The sequence below is a fragment of the Caballeronia udeis genome, from assembly GCF_001544555.2.
Classification (GTDB): domain Bacteria; phylum Pseudomonadota; class Gammaproteobacteria; order Burkholderiales; family Burkholderiaceae; genus Caballeronia; species Caballeronia udeis.
Window position 1 is genome coordinate 10938 of record NZ_FCOK02000024.1, and the last position, 16760, is coordinate 27697.

The following is a 16760-nucleotide window of genomic DNA, read 5'->3' on the forward strand; positions in this document are numbered from 1 at the left end:
GTCAGTCTTTGGTCTTCAGTTTTTTAACGTCGGGTGAACGGGTGGTCAGCCAGTTCTTCGCGTCGGTGAAAAGATGCTCGAACAACGCGCCGATGCCGCCCATGCCCACCACCAGCACATGCCCCAAGCCGCGCAACGGCGCGTCCGGGGTACGGCCTTCCGACCATTGGGTCCAGGCGTCCGCACGGGCGAAGGTGGTCTTGACGAACTCGAATTCCTGCTCGCGCGTGAGGGCGGAAAAGCGCAGCCCGACGCGCCCGGCAGCGGTAAAGCCGACGGTCGCCGGAAACGCATATTCCTCGTCGCCGCGAAATAGCGAGACGGTGACTTTTTCGTGCAGCGGCACTTCCAGGTCGCCGGGCAGCTTCACGCCGACGCCGCCTTCCGAGTAGTCCATGGTCTCGCAGGCGAGGGTGCGGCCGGTCGAGAACTTGAGCATCACGGGCATCTTCATTTCCACCCGATGCGTCGTGCGCACTTGCCGGCGTTCGCTTGCGGCCGCTACGCTCGCGCCGAGGATCAGCATGTTGTAGGTGGTCCACGCGAGGTTCAGCAAGACCGTGTTCACTTCGCTGCTGACATCCCAATGCAGGTAGATATTCACGAGCCCCGCGATAAACCCGAGCAGGTTCAGCACCAGCAGGATCAGGTACGGTCGCGAGATGGCGTAGTCGAAGTAATCCTTCGCAATCTGGCCGCCCTTCGCGGTTACGTTGAACTTGCCGAGCTTCGGGTTGATCAGCGCGAGCAGGGTAGGCGCGGTGATGTACGACGCCAGCACGGACTCATACACTTCAGCCCAGAACGAATGCCGGAACGAGCGCTGCATGCGCGAGTTCGTGATGCTCGCATGCATCATGTGCGGCAGTGCGAAGATGGCGATCGTGCCGGCCGCCGCGTGGATCACATGCGCGCCAAAAAACAGGTATGACAGCGGCGCGGTGAGGAACACGAGGCGCGGGATGCCGTAGAAGAAGTGCATCATCCCGTTCAGGTAACACAGCCGCTGACCAAGCTTCAGGCCCCGTCCGGTGAGCGGGTTGTCGATCCGGAAAATCTGCGTCATGCCGCGCGCCCAGCGAATCCGCTGGCCGATGTGGCCGGACAGGCTCTCGGTGGCGAGGCCCGCTGCCTGCGGGATCGCGAGATACGCGGTGGTGTATCCAAGCCGGTGCAGCTTGAGCGCTGTATGCGCGTCTTCCGTCACCGTCTCCACCGCGATACCGCCAATCTCTTCCACCATCGTACGGCGCAGCAGCGCGCACGAGCCGCAGAAGAAGGTGGCGTTCCAGAGGTCGTTGCCGTCCTGCACAAGCCCATAGAACAGCTCGCCTTCGTTGGGCACCTTGCGGAAGGTGCCCAGGTTGCGTTCGAACGGATCGGGCGAGAAGAAGTGGTGCGGCGTTTGCAGCATCGACAGCTTCTTGTCGCGCAGGAACCAGCCAAGGCCGATCTGCAGGAACGAGCGTGTGGGAATGTGATCGCAATCGAAGATGGCGAGGAACTCGCCCTTCGTGATCTTCAACGCTTCGTTGATATTGCCGGCCTTCGCATGCCGGTTGTGCGTGCGGATGGTCCAGGTGACGCCGACCTCTTCGCAGAACGCCTTGAACTCGGGACGGCGGCCGTCATCGAGTACATGGATCGAGATCTTGTCCGCCGGGTAGTCGATGGCAAGCGCCGCGTAAATGGTCGGCTTGACCACGCCGAGCGGCTCGTTGTAAGTCGGGATGAAGACGTCGACGGTCGGCCATTCATCGCGGTTTTCCGGCAGGGGCAGCGGCTTTCTCTGCAGCGGCCAGGCGGTCTGGAAATAACCGAGCATCAGCACGATGGCCGAGTAGACCTCGGCCGAGACCAGCAGCAAACCCCAGGCGGCGTCGAGCGGACGGTCCCAGACGGTTGTCTCGGTCAGCCGCCAGTACATGTAGCGGCCGGTGACCGCCACAGACAGCATGATCATCACCAGCGTCGCGTACTGGCCGCGCAGGCGCCGGAACGCGAGTGCGAAAGCGAAACAGCAGCACGCGAATATAAGTTGCTGGGTGAACTCGAGCGGCACCGTCCAGACGAAATACATCGTCGAGAGGGCGAAGAGCGTGAGGAGCGTCGTGAAGATCCGGCTGTTCCAGATCCTCGAATCGACGAAATTTTCCATCCGCGACGCTATTTCGTCGGCCTCGGACAATGGTCGTGCGCGTGGCTTGCTCATGCGACGCTCCTCGGCGAGAGCTGCTTGGAGTCGACCGCGCTGGTGAGCCATTCGCCGCATGTGCGCAGATCGGCAGCGGCCTGGCTCAACGGGTCGTAATGAATCAGCGTGGTGTCGCACGCGAGCGATTCGCTCACGCCTTCATCCAGGTGGATGACACCCGGGAACAGCTTCTCGCGGAGCAGGTTGCGCAGCACCTTGAGCACGTCCTTCGTCAACTGCCGCGACTGGTCTACCTGATTGACCACATAGCCCGTGCCCACGAAGTTCGCCCGCGGGGCGGCGTAGGCCTCGATCATGCGTTCCATCTGCGGAATGGCGGCGTATGAAGCGGCGTCGGCCAGCACGACGTTCAACGCGAAATTCGACGCGCACAGCGCCGTGCGCGTATAGACGGAGGAACCCGGCGGGGTATCGACTATCACGATATCCGCGGCGTCGAGTCCCAGCGTGTCCAGCATTTGCACGAGCCACTGCGGGTCGCGGTCGATGTGCGATTCGAAGCGGCGGCGATCGTCTTCGACCACCGCGCCGTAGGGCAGGACAGTGACGCCGTCGACGCCGTCGAACATCACGGTTTGCCACGGGTCGCCGGCGAGGGTGGCGCGCGACAGTCCGTCGATGCTGTCGAGCGGAATGCCGAAATGCAGGCGCAGGGCGTTCTGTGGATCAAGGTCGAGCGCGATGACGCGCCGCCCGCGTGCGGCGAGCACCGAGGCCAGGTTTGCCGCGAGCGTGGTTTTACCGACACCGCCCTTGGCAGAGACGACGGTGATGACTTTCATGTCGATGAGTTGTGCTTGGCGAGCCACGAACCTGCGCCCGGGACCGGTGCGCTCGGCGGCGGGTTGAGGGGTGCCCGCGCCATTGCCGGCGCCGGCGTTGGCGCGACAGGTTCACGCAGGCGCTGGAACATGAACTCCAGCGAATCCGGCGGCGCGCTGGGTTGCGGCGCAGCCTGAGCCGGCACTTGCGGACGGAACAGCTTGCCGAGGATCGACTGGCTTTTTGGTTCAGGCGCTGGTGCTGGTGCAGGTGCCGCTTGGGATGCCGGCACGCGTGGCAACGACAACGGTTTCGCAGCAGTTTTCGAGCGTTGCAGGGCCGCCGCGAAACCCGTCGGCGTCGGCGCGCTCGCAGGCGCAGGCGTGGCGAGCGGTTGCGTGCGCGGTTGCGGTTGTGCTTGCGGTTGCGGTTGCGCTTGCTGCGGAAGTTGCTCCTGTTGCGTGTGGAAAGGCCGAAACAGCGGCTGCGGCAGTCGTGCCTGCTGCGGCGGTTTTACGGCGGCTGGCGGCACCGCTTCGGTTTCCACCGCGTTCGATGTTTCCTCAACCGCTTCGACCAGCGCCGAAAAGCGCTCCGCGCCAACCGGCGTAGCCGGCAATGTCACGTTGGCGACTGGCGGAACCGTCTTCCGGTGAGCGCGTGCAAAAAGCGGTGGTTTGCCGCGGTTGAGCGGCGCCGCGCCCGATGGCTGCGTCAGGCTGTTCGGCGCGTTGCGATGCTCGCCGGAGCGATCGTGCGTGTGGGGCAGGTGCGCATCGCGGCGAGGCGCGATGTTCGGGATCGATGGTTGCGAGAGGTCAAGGGTCGCGAGCAACGGCCAGCGCGTGCGAGCATGAATCGCTTCGTTTTCGCGGCCGATTTCCTGGTAGTTGCCGGCGTCGCCGCCAAATTTGTCGAACAGCTTCTCAATATCGCGCGAAGGGTTCATGTGCTGCGTCCTCGTACTCTCGGTTGTGCTTTGGGCCTTGCCTCGACGATCACTGGCCAGTGACGTCTTGCGCGCTCGTGAGCTTGGTGAGCCTGGTGAGCGCTGTTGCGGGCAATGCCTGATTGACTACCTGGTTGTCTGCCTGCTCCTGTGACGGACCCGTACTGCATGGAGTAAAGCCGTGCCTCAGTTGCCTCAGTTGCTATAGCGGCCCAGCCTGAATTCGATTGCAGCGCTTTCGTCGAACTCGCCCGCCTGTACCACCGACAGACCTTGCGCGCCGAGTGCGCTTAACCACTCCTGATAGGCGCCTTCGAGAAACGCCGGACTCCACGGAAGTGCGTTTGCGCCGAACGCGAGCAAGGGCGGACAGCAATGAACGATGCGCAGATAGTCCTGCTCGTCGCCTACCTCGACAAATCCCCAGTCGACGTCATTCCAGATCGCGTTCAACGCGGCGCCGAGTTCGGGCGTGGTGCTGCAGGGCGGCAGCGGATGAGCTGCTGCAAAACGGCGTCCTACCCGTTGCATTAACTGACGCAGTTCGTCGCGGCCAATCTGGGTATCGAATTCTTCCGCCAGGGCAACCAGTACACCTCGCCATTGCGAGGAAATTTGCCTGTCCAGCAGATAGTCGAGGGTCATGGCCATGTTGTCAGGGAGGAAAGCTTTCAGCTGAATGAACGCGAAAATAACGATGCTGGTTTAACCAGTAGTAATTACACTGCGCCTTCATGCGAAGGACGGTAATAACGATACGGCTTACCTTGTAAGCCGGGAGTCTACTTCAAGGCGATTTGTTTTTGCCACATAACTCACGTTAGCAAATAGTTGTGTGGTTAAAGCCGCAAACAGAGGGCAAAAAATCCGTTATGTCCAGCTTATGCAGCATCCAGACAATTGACGCAAACGTTTAATCACCTAAATCATTTGTCAGTTTAATCTTGCGTCACACGCTTGTGTCGCAAAGTTGAGGCGAGGGCGGCCACGGTATTCGCACTGCGTGAGCCGCAGTTAGCGATTACCCGAATGTCTTCGCATGCGCTTGAGCGCGTTTGGCCGGGACTTCGGATCTGCGCCGCCTGCCGCCCAACGCGCATGGGGAAGCCGCCGCTGTCGTGCGGAGGCAAATCCTGACGGATTGCGGATAACGCGATTCTTCAGCCGTCGTTCGCAGGAATGTTCCTGGCGTGGGTTGGCAAGCGACTTGCATGGCCTTGCCAGGCGGCTGGTTGCGGGGAATGGCGCCCGGTCAGGGACAACGGGGAAGCCGGATTATCGAATAGATGAAAGCGCGGCGATCGAGTGTCCGGATGTGTTTAACACCCGCTCAGCCAGCCGTCTGCGCGTTCTTGAAGTTGGGGCTTTTTGCAGTTGGTCCGGCAGACATCGCCTTTCGGCTTTGGTGAGCAACGGTGGGGCGCACTGGCCGGCGGCAAGACACCGTTCGACGTTTTGCTTTTTGCAACGACGCTACTCGACGCACTGGTAACGTCGCCGGTTAGCGATCGACTTCCGGGCGCCTCTGGTCCCGAGACGCTACGGACTCCATCAGAAACAATGTCATTCCATCAAGTATCAGGCCTCGTATCAGGCCTCGTGGTCCCGGAACCAGGCGGCAGCGTGACCGACGGTGCGATCAACCACGTCGGGCTGTTCGTAATACTGGAAATGGTTGGTCCCATTTTCCCAGATCAACTTCTTGTCGGATGTGGGGACGGTAAGTGGTACTCGGCAGCTCGCCAAAACGCTTTCGGTACGCTCGCACGAACCGGTCCGACAAGGAGAAGCCGTACTTGCGCAGCGTCGCGATGAAGCGATGATTGCCGTCCGTACTCAGCGTACGTTTGACGCAATCCAGTCGTGCCTCGTAGAAAAGTTCGGCCGACTTCTTCCCGGTGAGGCGCAGGATGCCGTTTTCGAGTTCGCTGGTCGGGCAAGCGAGCCGATGCGCGATCGCACTGAGCGTCTTCCACTGGATCGGATCCTGCCGGATCAGTTTGATCGCGGCGCGTGCCGTGCGTTCCTGCGCATATCGCTCGCTTGTCAACAGCGCACTGTGGTTGTTGGGATGGCGAGTCGCGAGCAACTTGAACATGTGCTCGAGCAGCGCGTGCGCCGCGATATCCGGCGTTGAGTTCATCGACGCCATGAGGCGAAGACAGGATGCCGCGACATTCCATTCCGAGGCGACTTCAGGCGACAGCGGGCGAAGCTCGAATTGAACCGGCGTGCTCAACGGTTTCCCAACCCATTGCGCGAGGAAGCCATTGAGCTCATCCGCGTCCACTACGAGGGACAGATGACTGAAGCCTTGATTGCCTGAAACGCATTTGGCGACTCCCATTGACGAGGTCGGCACGACGTCTTCGGAAGCGCACTCTGTAGTCCGCTTGTTGCTCGAACGAGTGGCGTTGCCGCCAGTGCATGAAAGAAACAGATAGCTCGAGCGTATTTCCTCGGTCACGAAGCTGAATGGCAACTGGCTATCGAATTCGTAGAAGCCGATGCGGTTCCACGTCTGTCCGACGATGCTGACGTCCTGCTTCAGCGCGTGGTGCGGGAGAAACTGGTTTCCGGAATAGATCTGGCCGATGAACGTGGATATTTCGTCGGGATCCTTGCTATGAATACCGTGATTGCGAAAGGAATCAGTCATGACACGTTCCCAACCAGTAGTCTTACGCGTTAGGGTCAATCAACCGATGAATGCTCAGCTGGCCAAGGGCCACCGGTGAAGGGGGCGGGGATTCCATCCCTTGCCGAATGCTGGTTATCCGCGTTCAGCGTCAATGTGACGTGAACCTGTGCCATCGGTTCGCGGGGGTGTCCGGTGTTGCTGCAGCAGACATCGGCTCGCTACCTGGTAACAAGCTGGTGCGAATGTGTCGTCGAGGTGGCGGTCATCTTAACCCGAACCCTACGAAACTGAGCGGCCATACCGCCTGATAAAACGGCTCGCGGGAAGTGCCGCGGCGGGGCCTTTCCGCCTTCTTTTACTCGCGCCGGGATTGCTCGAAGGCAGGCGTTGCTGCGATGCGCTTTGCTTCCTCATGCGCACCATGACGCGCCCCTGCGCCGGTTAAGCCGCGAAAACGCAAAGTAAGCCGGATGCCCTTGCAGCCAGAGGTGTCAAAGTGTCAGCAATGCGGCAATCACCGCATAACGCGCGGTTTTTGCAATTGCGACGATCAGCAGGAACGACCAAAGCGGTTCACGCAGCACGCCCGCAATCATGGTCAGAGGATCGCCGATCACCGGCGTCCAGCTCAACAGCAGCGTCCAGCGCCCGAAGCGCCGGTACCACTGTTCCGCGCGCTCGAGTACGCGCTGCTTGATCGGGAACCAGCGGCGCTCGCGCAGCTTTTCGATCGATCGTTCCACTGCCCAGTTGATCGTCGAGCCCACCACGTTCCCCACGCTCGCCACCGCGACGAGCATCCAGACCGGCTGCTTGCCGGCGATCAGCAAACCCGCCAGCAGCGCCTCGGATTGAAGGGGGAAAAGTGTCGCTGCGACCAGCGCCACGGCGAAAAGCCCGCCATATACAGATAAATTGACCATGAGAGAGAGTGGGGGCAACCGTGAGAGAGGGCGACAGCTTAGCCGTTTTCTGGCGATGCTCCGCCCGGAGCCGTTGCATAAGGGGATTGAAAGCGTTCTCCACAGTTGATACCTTGGAGGCCGGTTGAACCCTCAATCCAGGAGATGCCATGTCTTATATGTTGCTCATCGCCGAACCTGTTGGACAGCGGGCCGAGCGCTCGCAAGCCGAAGGCAAGCTGCTCTACGACCGCATGGTCGAATTCGGTGCGGAATTGAAAGAACGCGGCCTGCTGATCGCGAGTGAATCGCTGGGAACGGGCGGCGTTCGCATCAAGAAACGCGATGGGCAGGCGAGTTTGACCGACGGCCCGTTCGCGGAGGCGAAGGAAATGATCGGCGGGTTCTACCTGCTCGGTTGTGCGACCAAGGAGCAAGCCATCGAGATTGCATCGGCGTGCCCGGCGGCGGAATGGTGCGAGGTCGAGGTGCGCAAGGTCGGTCCCTGCTGGGAGTGAGTTTTTCAGGTCGGCTGCGTATGCCTGGGTAGGCCTCGGTACGTTTTAGTGCGCGTTAACCCTCGGTGCTATAAAAATTGTCGATTTCTCCCGGTGTGGTTCGTCGTGGGAACGAACGCGCAATCCGCGTTTTCGTTTTCACAGCGCGTTTCACATCACGAGGAGAACAACAATGCGATTCATGATCATGGTCAAGGCGACCGAAAAAACCGAAGCGGGCATCCTTCCCGAGGACGCGCTGATCATCGCGATGACGACCTACCACGAAGAACTGGCGAAAGCGGGCGTGCTGCTGGACGCGAACGGTCTGCAGCCGAGCGCCACAGGTTGGCGGGTGCGTTATGAGGGCGGGCGTCGCAGCGTGATCGATGGGCCGTTTGCGGAGACCAAGGAACTGGTCGCGGGCTACACGCTGATCCAGGTGCGCTCACGCGAGGAAGCAATCGAATGGGCGCGCCGTTTCCCTGCGCCGATGGGCGAGCACGAAAGCGGCGAAATCGAGGTACGGCAGTTGTTTGAACTGGACGAATTCGGCCCGCGCGAATCGATCGAACGTTTTCGCGCACTGCAAGCGGCGCTGCGCGGTTGAACGCCGCTCACGCCAACACCCCACCATCCTTGAAGGGCAATAAAAATGCATAAGCAAATCTACCTGAACCTGGCAGTGGCTGACCTGCCGAAAGCGCGCGCGTTTTTCAGCGAACTCGGTTTCAGCTTCCATCCGAAGTTCAGCAACGATCAGGCCGCATGCCTGATCCTCGGCGAAAACATCTGCGCGATGCTGCTGGTCAAGCCGTTCTTCCAGACCTTCACCGCGAAGACAATCATTGACCCGAAACAGCAGGTCGAAGCCCTCACGTGCCTGTCGTGCGAGAGCCGCGCCGAGGTCGATGAAATCGTGGCCAAGGCCGTGCGGGCGGGCGGCACGGCGCCGCGGCCGGTGCAGGACTTTGGGTTTATGTATGGCCACGGCTTCGACGATCTCGACGGCCACGCATGGGAGTTCGTGTACATGGACCCGAACGCGGCGGGCGCACCGTGAGCGGATCTGTCGGCGAGTCCGGCAGCCGGGAACTGGCCACTCATCGCGCAATAGAGGCGGTGTGGCGGATGGAGTCGGCGAAGGTGATCGCGGTCGTGGCGCGTATGGTGCGCGACGTGTCGCTTGCCGAGGAGTTTGCGCAGGACGCGCTGATTGCGGCACTGGAGCATTGGCGGGTGGATGGCGTGCCGGACAATCCGGGCGCCTGGCTCATGACCACGGCGAAACATCGTGCGCTTGATCGCTTGAGGCAGGATGCGCTGCACGCCCGCAAGCACGAGGAGTTGGGGCTCGACATGGATGCGCGCGAGGAGCACGTCACGCCGGATTTCGTGGATGCGCTGGATGCCGCGCGTGAGGACGATATTGGCGACGACCTGCTGCGACTGGTGTTCACCGCGTGTCATCCGGTGCTGTCCGTCGATGCGCGGGTTGCGCTGACGTTGCGCCTGCTCGGCGGCCTGACCACGGACGAGATCGCGCGGGCGTTCCTGCAGCCGGAACCGACGATTGCGCAGCGTATTGTGCGGGCGAAGCGGACCTTGTCGGCGGCGCGCGTGCCGTTCGAAGTGCCGAAAGCCGATGCGCGGGCGGCGCGGCTGGCGTCGGTGCTGGAAGTCATTTACCTGATCTTCAACGAAGGGTATTCGGCGACTGCGGGGGATGACTGGATGCGCCCGTCGCTATGCGACGACGCGTTGCGTCTCGGGCGGATTCTCGCGGGATTGACGCCTGACGAGAGCGAGGTATTCGGGCTGGTCGCGCTGATGGAGATACAGGCATCGCGCACCCATGCACGCACCGATACGAATGGCCGGGCGGTGTTGTTGATGGACCAGGACCGCAGCCGGTGGGACCCGTTGCTGATTCGTCGCGGGTTGGCGGCGTTGGAACGGTCTGAAGCGCTGAACGGCGCGCGCGGGCCCTATGCGTTGCAGGGCGCGCTGGCGGCTTGCCACGCGCGTGCGCGGCGGGCGGAGGACACGGACTGGGCGCAGATTGTCGCGCTCTACGATGCACTGGCAATGGTGGCGCCGTCGCCGGTGGTGGAGCTTAATCGCGCGGTGGCGGTGGGCATGGCGTTTGGCCCGGCGGCAGGGCTGGAGATAGTCGACGAGCTTGGTTCAAATTCGGCGCTCGCGAATTACCACTGGCTGCCGAGCGTGCGCGGTGATCTGCTGGCGAAGCTGGGCCGTCGTGAAGAAGCACGGGTGGAGTTCGAGGAGGCCGCGGGCATGACGCGTAATGGGCGTGAGCGGGAGTTGTTGCTGGAGCGGGCGGCGGAGATGAAGGGGATGCGGGAGTAGGGGTGCATCGGAACATGTTGGCGCAATCGCTGAAATCAGCAAAAAATACTCGTTGCCCGGTCGCCGCGGCGCACCGTTCTTCGCGTGCCGAACGCGATCAAACACGCTTTCCCGCCCGCTAATAAACTAGCGGTATGACCGCTGAAAAATCATCGACTTCCAACCCGCTCGACGGCTTCCACCCGGCCGTCGCGACTTGGTTCAGCCGGCAGTTTCCCGCGCCCACCGAGGCCCAGGCGCGCGCCTGGCCGTTGCTCAAGGCGCGACGCTCGACGCTCGTGGCCGCGCCGACCGGCTCGGGCAAGACGTTGACGGCCTTCCTCGCCGCGATCGATGACCTGGTCCGGGAAGGCGTCGCAAGCGGTCCCCCGCTGCCCGACGAAACGACCGTGGTTTACGTGTCGCCGCTGAAGGCGCTTTCCAACGATATCCGCGTGAACCTGCAGGAACCGCTCGCCGGCATCTCGGCCGAGCTTGGCGGATTGGGCCTGCCGCCCGTCGAGATTCGCGCGGCCGTGCGCACCGGCGACACCACGCCACAAGAGCGCAATGCGGTCAAAAAGCGGCCGCCGCATATTCTCGTCACCACGCCGGAATCGCTGTACGTGCTGCTGGGTTCCGATTCCGGCCGCGCGATGTTGTCGACGGTGCGAACGGTGATCGTCGATGAAATCCATGCCGTGGCCGGCAACAAACGCGGCGCTCATCTCGCGCTCAGTCTCGAGCGGCTGGACGCGCTGTGCATCGAACATAAACGCCAAGCGCCGGTGCGGATCGGTTTGTCCGCGACGCAAAAACCGATCGAACTGGTCGCGCAATTCCTGACCGGCAACCGGCCGTGCTCGATCGTCGATGTCGGCCATGTGCGCAAGCGTGATCTCGCGCTCGAACTGCCGCCTGTCCCGCTCGACGCGATCATGTCGAACGATGTGCGCGAGCGTGTCTACGACCGCCTCGCCGATCTCATCGCGCAGCACCGCACCACGCTCGTGTTCGTGAACACCCGCCGGATGGCCGAGCGGGTCGCACGCCACCTTACCGAGAGGCTGGGCAAACCCGCGGTCGCGGCGCACCACGGCAGTCTCGCGAAAGAGCAGCGGCTGGATGCCGAGCAGCGGCTCAAACGCGGCGAGCTGCAAGTGCTGATTGCAACCGCATCGCTGGAACTGGGGATTGATATCGGCGACGTGGAGCTGGTCTGTCAACTCGGTTCACCGGGCTCGATCGGCGGTTTCCTGCAGCGGGTCGGGCGCTCGGGGCATCAGGTAAGCGGCACGCCGAAAGGGCGGCTCTTCCCTGAATCACGCGACGATCTCATCGAATGTGCGGCGCTGATCGATTGCGTCGCGCGGGGTGAACTCGACGTGCTGCATATTCCCGAGGCGCCGCTCGATGTGCTCGCCCAGCAGATCGCCGCCGACGTGGCGTGCCGTGAGTGGAGCGAGGACGCGCTCTTCGAACGTGTGCGTAGCGCGATGCCCTATGCAGCGCTTGACCGTACGCAGTACGACGCAGTCCTGCGCATGCTCGCCGAGGGTTATACGAGCCGGCGCGGCGTGCGGGGAGCCTACGTGCATCGGGACGCAGTGACGCGCAGCTTGCGCGGCCGGCGCGGCGGCAGGCTGACTGCGGTGACCTCGGGCGGCGCGATTCCTGACAATGCCGACTTCGCGGTGCTGCTCCAGCCGCAGGGCTTGCAGATAGGCACGGTCAACGAGGACTTCGCGGTCGAAAGCCTGGCGGGCGACGTGTTCCAGCTCGGCAACGCGTCGTACAAGATCCTGCGCGTGGAGGGTGGGCGAGTGCGCGTGGAAGATGCGCATGGACAGCCGCCGAACATTCCGTTCTGGCTCGGGGAAGCACCGGGGCGCAGCAACGAATTGTCGGCGGCGATCGCGCATATGCAGGCGCAAGTGGACGCGTGGCTGGGCGAATTCTCGCTCGACATCACCATCACCAAGCTGGCTGGTCAAACCGGTATCGGCGAGGAAGCGGCGCGGCAGATCGTGGATTATCTGGCGCGCTCGCGGGCCGCGCTTTCTGTTCTGCCGACCCAGGACGTGCTGGTCATGGAACGTTTCTTCGATGCCTCCGGCGGCACGCAGGTTGTCATTCACTCGCCGTTCGGCAGCCGCGTCAACCGCGCGTGGGGCCTCGCGTTGCGCAAGCGTTTTTGCCGCACGTTCAACTTCGAATTGCAGGCAGCCGCGACCGAGGACGCGATCGTCCTGTCGCTGACGGGCAGCCATAGTTTTCCGCTCGATGAAGTCTGGCGTTATCTGCATTCCAATACCGCGGAACACCTGCTGATCCAGGCGCTGCTCGACGCGCCGCTGTTCGGCGTGCGCTGGCGCTGGAACGCGACCAACGCGCTCGCGTTGCCGCGCTACGTGGGTGGCCGCCGGGTCGCGCCGCAATTGCAGCGCATGAAAAGCGAGGATCTGCTGGCGACCGTATTCCCCGACCAGGTGGCGTGCATCGAAAACGTGGTGGGCGAGCGCGACGTGCCGCGTCATCCGCTGGTCGATCAGACGATTGATGACTGCCTGCACGATGCGATGGACTGCGATGCGTGGCTCGCGCTGCTACGACGTATAGAGCGCGGTGACGTGCGGCTTGTGACGCGCGATTTGCCCGCGCCGTCGCCGCTGGCGGCGGAGGTTTTATCGGCGCGTCCGTACGCTTTTCTCGACGATGCCCCTATCGAGGAACGCCACACTCAGGCCGTGCTCGCGCGAGGCTGGACCGATCCGCAATCGAGCGACGATCTGGGCGCGCTCGACGCCGAGGCGATCGCGGGCGTACGCGAAGAAGCGTGGCCAACGGTGCGCAACGCCGATGAAATGCACGAGACGCTGTCAGGTCTTTCGTGCATCACCGAAGCCGAGGCGCAAGCCAACGACGGCTGGCCGGCGTGGTTGCAGCAGCTCGCCGCGTCGGGGCGAGCGACGCGCTTGCAGGTGACATCGGCGGATGGGTTGTGGGTGCCGGTCGAACGCCTGACGTGCTTGTGCGCGATTCACCCGGTAGCGCCAATGCAGCCGCTGCTCAACGCACTGCCCGGTTTCGACGAAGCGTGGACCGAAGACGACGCGCTCGTCGATATCGTGCGTGCACGGCTAAGCGGCTTTGGTCCATTGCCCGTGCCTGTTATCGCTCGTGCTTTGGCTGTGCCGGTCTCGTCGGCCGCGCTCGCGCTCACGCGCCTCGAAGCGGAGGGTTACGTGATGCGCGGCCGTTTTACGCCGGGCGCAACCGGCGAGGAGTGGTGCGAACGGCATCTGCTTGCGCGTATCCATCGATACACCGTGCGGCGCCTGCGGCGCGAAATCGAGCCGGTGGAGTTGCAGGATTTCATGCGTTTCCTGTTCGACTGGCAGCACGTCAGCGTGGATGCCAAAGCCGATCCTCACGGCGACGGCCACGACGCGCTGATGCTCGCGATCGAACAACTCGAAGGGTACGAAGCGCCCGCGGTCGCCTGGGAAGACGAGATCCTGCCGGCACGCCTGAGCGCATATTCCATGACCTGGCTCGACGACCTGTGCCGCTCGGGCAAGGTGGTCTGGAGCCGTCCCGGCGCACGCTCGCGCAGCGCGGGCGGCCCGGTGCGCACCACGCCGATCGTGCTGCTGCCGCGCCGCAACCTGGCGGCGTGGAATCCGCTGATGCAATCGGTGCAAGCGCCCGAACCGTCATCGCGCGCGCAGCTTGTCTTCGACGCGCTCACCCAACATGGCGCCATGTTCTTCGATGAACTGCGCTCGGACGTCCGGCTGCTGGATACCGAACTTGAAAATGCGCTGGGCGAACTGGTGTCGCTGGGACTGGTGAATGCCGATAGTTTCGCCGGCCTGCGGGCGTTGCTCGCGCCGGTCGCGCGCCGCAACAGTTTCGGCCGGCGGCCGCGGCGCGGCGGCCGTTTTATCGGCGGGATGAATGACGCCGGGCGTTGGGCATTGCTACGCCGCGCCGAAAGCAGTGCCACGCCCGGCACGCCGGGTCCTGACTCGCTCGAGCATGTGGCAATGACCCTGTTGCGCCGATACGGCGTTGTCTTCTGGCGCTTGCTGGAACGCGAGCCCGACTGGCTGCCGCCGTGGCGGGACTTGCTGCGGGTATTTCACCGGCTGGAAGCGCGCGGCGAGATTCGCGGCGGCCGCTTTGTCGCGGGGCTGGCGGGCGAGCAGTTCGCGTTGCCCGAAGCCGTGCCGCTGTTGCGCACCATGCGCAACCGGGCCGCCGAAGGCAGTTTCCTGGCGATAAGCGCCGTCGATCCTTTGAATCTCGCCGGAACCTTGCTGCCCGGGGAGAAAGTGCCGGCGCTGCCGGGTAATCGCGTGCTGTATTGCGATGGTTTGCCGGTGGGGGCGGTTATTGCGGGGAAAACACGTTTCCTGGTGGAACTGGACGGGCAATCGCAAGAGCGGGTGCGCTGGCATCTTGTCCGGCGCAGTTTTGACCGTATGCCGGCTTCACCGTTAATGACGGGCCGTTAATGATCGACTGTCGAGATGAACGGTTGAAAGATTCGCCGGAGTTTAACAATTAAGCGCTGATCTTCTTGCTAAAAATTACGCGGGCAAAACGAATTGTTAAATCTCACACGCTCAAGACAAATCCGTCCCTTATTAATGAAAGCGGAATGCAAGTTATGACCGTGGCGTTCTGAACCGCCTCTGTGCAAAACCTATAAGCCATGCGTACAATCCGGCGCGGGTCGCATTATCGGCTCCACTGACTTTTACTCGTGCTCACTCAGTCTTACTGGAGGCAAATCGGCGGATGGCGGCAAGGGGAAAGCCGCTGCCCGGAATGGGCGGGTCAGCAAAAATCAAATACGGATATAGCGATAACTCCCGGTTCCCTTCAGGTCGTTTTAAACACATGCTAAAGTTTTATCGCTAAAACGCCGTTAATTCCTTGAGATGCCGGGTTAATGGAGTAAAGCCGAACCCGGCAGATCTGGAAAATCATGTCGAACCCTGCTGTTATGGAGGCTGAGTAACGCCATGTCCACCCCCATCAGATTCGACAGTACCGATTTCCCCGAGAAGGATGCCGAGGAAATCTGGCGCGAAGGACTCAACGCCGTATTTGAGATCCAGCGGCCGAAAGATCCACCTGTGCCATTTCGCGCAAAGATGGAAAGCTGGCCTTTGGGTTCAGTGCTGCTCATGTCGCACGTCGTGGGCGGTGATGTTGAATTTCAGCGCACCCGCCGCCGGATAGCGACTTCCGGTATTGACCATTACCTGGTGCATTGCCTGCTCGACGGCGCGTTGGTGTCGACCTTCGGCCGCGACACCCAGCAGGTGTCGCTCGGCTCGGTAATCGTGCGCGACCTTGTCGTCGAAAATATCGGTTTCACCCGCGACGCCCCCATGGTGACACTCACCATCCCGCGCCATGCTATTGACTCGCGCACGGGCGGAGCGCTGCGCATGCACGGATTGTCCTGGCAGGCCACCGACCCTATCGGCCTGCTGATCGCTTCGCATATGCGCAGCCTGGTGAGCGTCGCCAGTTCGATGGACGACGAGCAGGCGCTGGTCGCCGGCGAGGCTACGCTGGACTTCGTCGCGGCTTGCGTCCTCAGGCGTGCCGAACGCTGGGCGCAATCCGGCGACCCGCGCCTGACCCCGGTGATCCGTGCGCAGGCGCTGAGTTTTATCGAAGGCAATCTGGCCGACATGAGCCTTGGCCCGGCGAGGCTGCGTGAAATCCTGAAGGTGTCACGCACGGCGCTCTATGAACTCTTTGAACCGATGGGCGGCGTCGCGGAGTATGTGCGGGCGCGCCGGCTCGACGAAGCCATGCGCCGGCTTGAATCGCCGCTGCATGCGCGCGAGCTCATTGGTGCGATTGCTTGTGCGGTCGGCTTCATGAGCGAATCGACGTTCAATCGCGCGTTCAAGGAGCGTTTCGGCTGCACGCCGACAGAAGCCCGCAGACGCCGCGCCGCCGGGGTGTCCACGGGCGGTGGCGCCACCGCTGCAGCCGACGCCGCGAGCCGCCAGGGCGAAGCGCGCGGAGTCGGCATCAGGACCGCCGCGACGATCCGCAGCTTAGGTAACTGATCGGTAGCTGATGCATAGCTGATCGGTAGCTGAGCGCGCGTAAGGAGGGCGTAAGAGCACGTAAACCAATTCCTCGACGAGCCGAACGAAATGGGCGGAAAGAGCGGACGGAATGAGAGGGAGGTTACGCGCGTCGAGGGCATCATTGCCGGGCTTTCAAACTGGTGTCGCGGATGGTATCGGCCCAAAGTCGAAGCTGTGAAAAAAGGGGCCAGTCATGTCGCGAACCGTTGGCGGCTTTCGGCGGAAGATCACACGCTCCCGGTGCGTGTAGCGGGAGCGGACATCTTCCGTATGGAACGGACACCAGGGCTCGTGACCCCCTGGGTGTTCACGACGAGCGC

The 16760-nt window shown here is 62.6% G+C and carries 12 protein-coding genes; 6 read left to right on the top strand and 6 right to left on the bottom strand.

Translation table 11 applies throughout. The annotated features are described in order from the left end of the window. Window position 1 precedes the first annotated feature (1 nt). The 6 genes from bcsA to AWB69_RS18360 all read right to left on the bottom strand — a co-directional run bounded on the left by bcsA (window position 2) and on the right by AWB69_RS18360 (window position 7490). A complete protein-coding gene (gene bcsA, locus AWB69_RS18335; protein ID WP_062087242.1) occupies window positions 2–2212 on the bottom strand; it encodes a UDP-forming cellulose synthase catalytic subunit in 2211 nt (736 codons plus the stop codon). Beyond that, complete coding sequence (gene bcsQ, locus AWB69_RS18340) at window positions 2209–2997, bottom strand: cellulose biosynthesis protein BcsQ (protein ID WP_062087244.1); 789 nt, start codon at window positions 2995–2997, stop codon at window positions 2209–2211. The genes bcsA and bcsQ overlap by 4 nt, the downstream gene beginning before the upstream one ends. Further along, window positions 2994–3926, bottom strand: a complete 933-nt coding sequence (bcsP, locus tag AWB69_RS18345; protein WP_062087246.1) for a cellulose biosynthesis protein BcsP — start codon at window positions 3924–3926, stop codon at window positions 2994–2996. Before bcsP ends, bcsQ begins: the two co-directional genes overlap by 4 nt. Before the next feature lie 195 nt (window positions 3927–4121). Further along, a complete protein-coding gene (bcsD, locus tag AWB69_RS18350; RefSeq protein ID WP_062087248.1) occupies window positions 4122–4577 on the bottom strand; it encodes a cellulose biosynthesis protein BcsD in 456 nt (151 codons plus the stop codon). A 988-nt stretch (window positions 4578–5565) separates the two neighbouring features. Beyond that, window positions 5566–6585 (bottom strand): helix-turn-helix domain-containing protein, encoded by a 1020-nt coding sequence (locus AWB69_RS47795; protein ID WP_062087250.1) that lies wholly within the window; start codon window positions 6583–6585, stop codon window positions 5566–5568. 473 nt (window positions 6586–7058) lie between these two features. After that, window positions 7059–7490 carry a YqaA family protein gene (locus AWB69_RS18360; RefSeq protein ID WP_062087251.1) on the bottom strand — a complete coding sequence of 144 codons (432 nt, stop codon included), beginning with the start codon at window positions 7488–7490 and terminating at the stop codon, window positions 7059–7061. Between the two features lie 149 nt (window positions 7491–7639). On the opposite strand from AWB69_RS18360, the gene AWB69_RS18365 reads away from it, so the two are divergent. The 6 genes from AWB69_RS18365 to AWB69_RS18390 all read left to right on the top strand — a co-directional run bounded on the left by AWB69_RS18365 (window position 7640) and on the right by AWB69_RS18390 (window position 16416). Further along, the gene (locus tag AWB69_RS18365) at window positions 7640–7987 is read left to right on the top strand and encodes a YciI family protein (RefSeq protein WP_062087253.1); all 348 of its coding nucleotides are present in this window, start codon (window positions 7640–7642) and stop codon (window positions 7985–7987) included. 172 nt (window positions 7988–8159) lie between these two features. Further along, window positions 8160–8576, top strand: a complete 417-nt coding sequence (locus AWB69_RS18370; RefSeq protein WP_062087256.1) for a YciI family protein — start codon at window positions 8160–8162, stop codon at window positions 8574–8576. Between the two features lie 45 nt (window positions 8577–8621). After that, a complete protein-coding gene (locus AWB69_RS18375; protein ID WP_062087258.1) occupies window positions 8622–9029 on the top strand; it encodes a VOC family protein in 408 nt (135 codons plus the stop codon). Between the two features lie 68 nt (window positions 9030–9097). Beyond that, a complete protein-coding gene (locus AWB69_RS18380; protein ID WP_062087260.1) occupies window positions 9098–10336 on the top strand; it encodes an RNA polymerase sigma factor in 1239 nt (412 codons plus the stop codon). A 134-nt stretch (window positions 10337–10470) separates the two neighbouring features. Then, window positions 10471–14835, top strand: a complete 4365-nt coding sequence (locus tag AWB69_RS18385) for a DEAD/DEAH box helicase (protein ID WP_062087262.1) — start codon at window positions 10471–10473, stop codon at window positions 14833–14835. A gap of 513 nt (window positions 14836–15348) precedes the next feature. Continuing rightward, window positions 15349–16416: a helix-turn-helix domain-containing protein gene (locus AWB69_RS18390; RefSeq protein WP_062087264.1), complete on the top strand. Its 1068-nt coding sequence runs from the start codon at window positions 15349–15351 to the stop codon at window positions 16414–16416. Window positions 16417–16760 lie beyond the last annotated feature (344 nt).

Bases quoted from the DNA above. Each gene is read 5' to 3' on its own strand.
- bcsA (WP_062087242.1), bottom strand. From the start codon at position 2,212: ATGAGCAAGCCACGCGCACGACCATTGTCCGAGGCCGACGAAATAGCG.
- bcsQ (WP_062087244.1), bottom strand. From the start codon at position 2,997: ATGAAAGTCATCACCGTCGTCTCTGCCAAGGGCGGTGTCGGTAAAACC.
- bcsP (WP_062087246.1), bottom strand. From the start codon at position 3,926: ATGAACCCTTCGCGCGATATTGAGAAGCTGTTCGACAAATTTGGCGGC.
- bcsD (WP_062087248.1), bottom strand. From the start codon at position 4,577: ATGGCCATGACCCTCGACTATCTGCTGGACAGGCAAATTTCCTCGCAA.
- AWB69_RS47795 (WP_062087250.1), bottom strand. From the start codon at position 6,585: ATGACTGATTCCTTTCGCAATCACGGTATTCATAGCAAGGATCCCGAC.
- AWB69_RS18360 (WP_062087251.1), bottom strand. From the start codon at position 7,490: ATGGTCAATTTATCTGTATATGGCGGGCTTTTCGCCGTGGCGCTGGTC.
- AWB69_RS18365 (WP_062087253.1), top strand. From the start codon at position 7,640: ATGTCTTATATGTTGCTCATCGCCGAACCTGTTGGACAGCGGGCCGAG.
- AWB69_RS18370 (WP_062087256.1), top strand. From the start codon at position 8,160: ATGCGATTCATGATCATGGTCAAGGCGACCGAAAAAACCGAAGCGGGC.
- AWB69_RS18375 (WP_062087258.1), top strand. From the start codon at position 8,622: ATGCATAAGCAAATCTACCTGAACCTGGCAGTGGCTGACCTGCCGAAA.
- AWB69_RS18380 (WP_062087260.1), top strand. From the start codon at position 9,098: ATGGAGTCGGCGAAGGTGATCGCGGTCGTGGCGCGTATGGTGCGCGAC.
- AWB69_RS18385 (WP_062087262.1), top strand. From the start codon at position 10,471: ATGACCGCTGAAAAATCATCGACTTCCAACCCGCTCGACGGCTTCCAC.
- AWB69_RS18390 (WP_062087264.1), top strand. From the start codon at position 15,349: ATGTCCACCCCCATCAGATTCGACAGTACCGATTTCCCCGAGAAGGAT.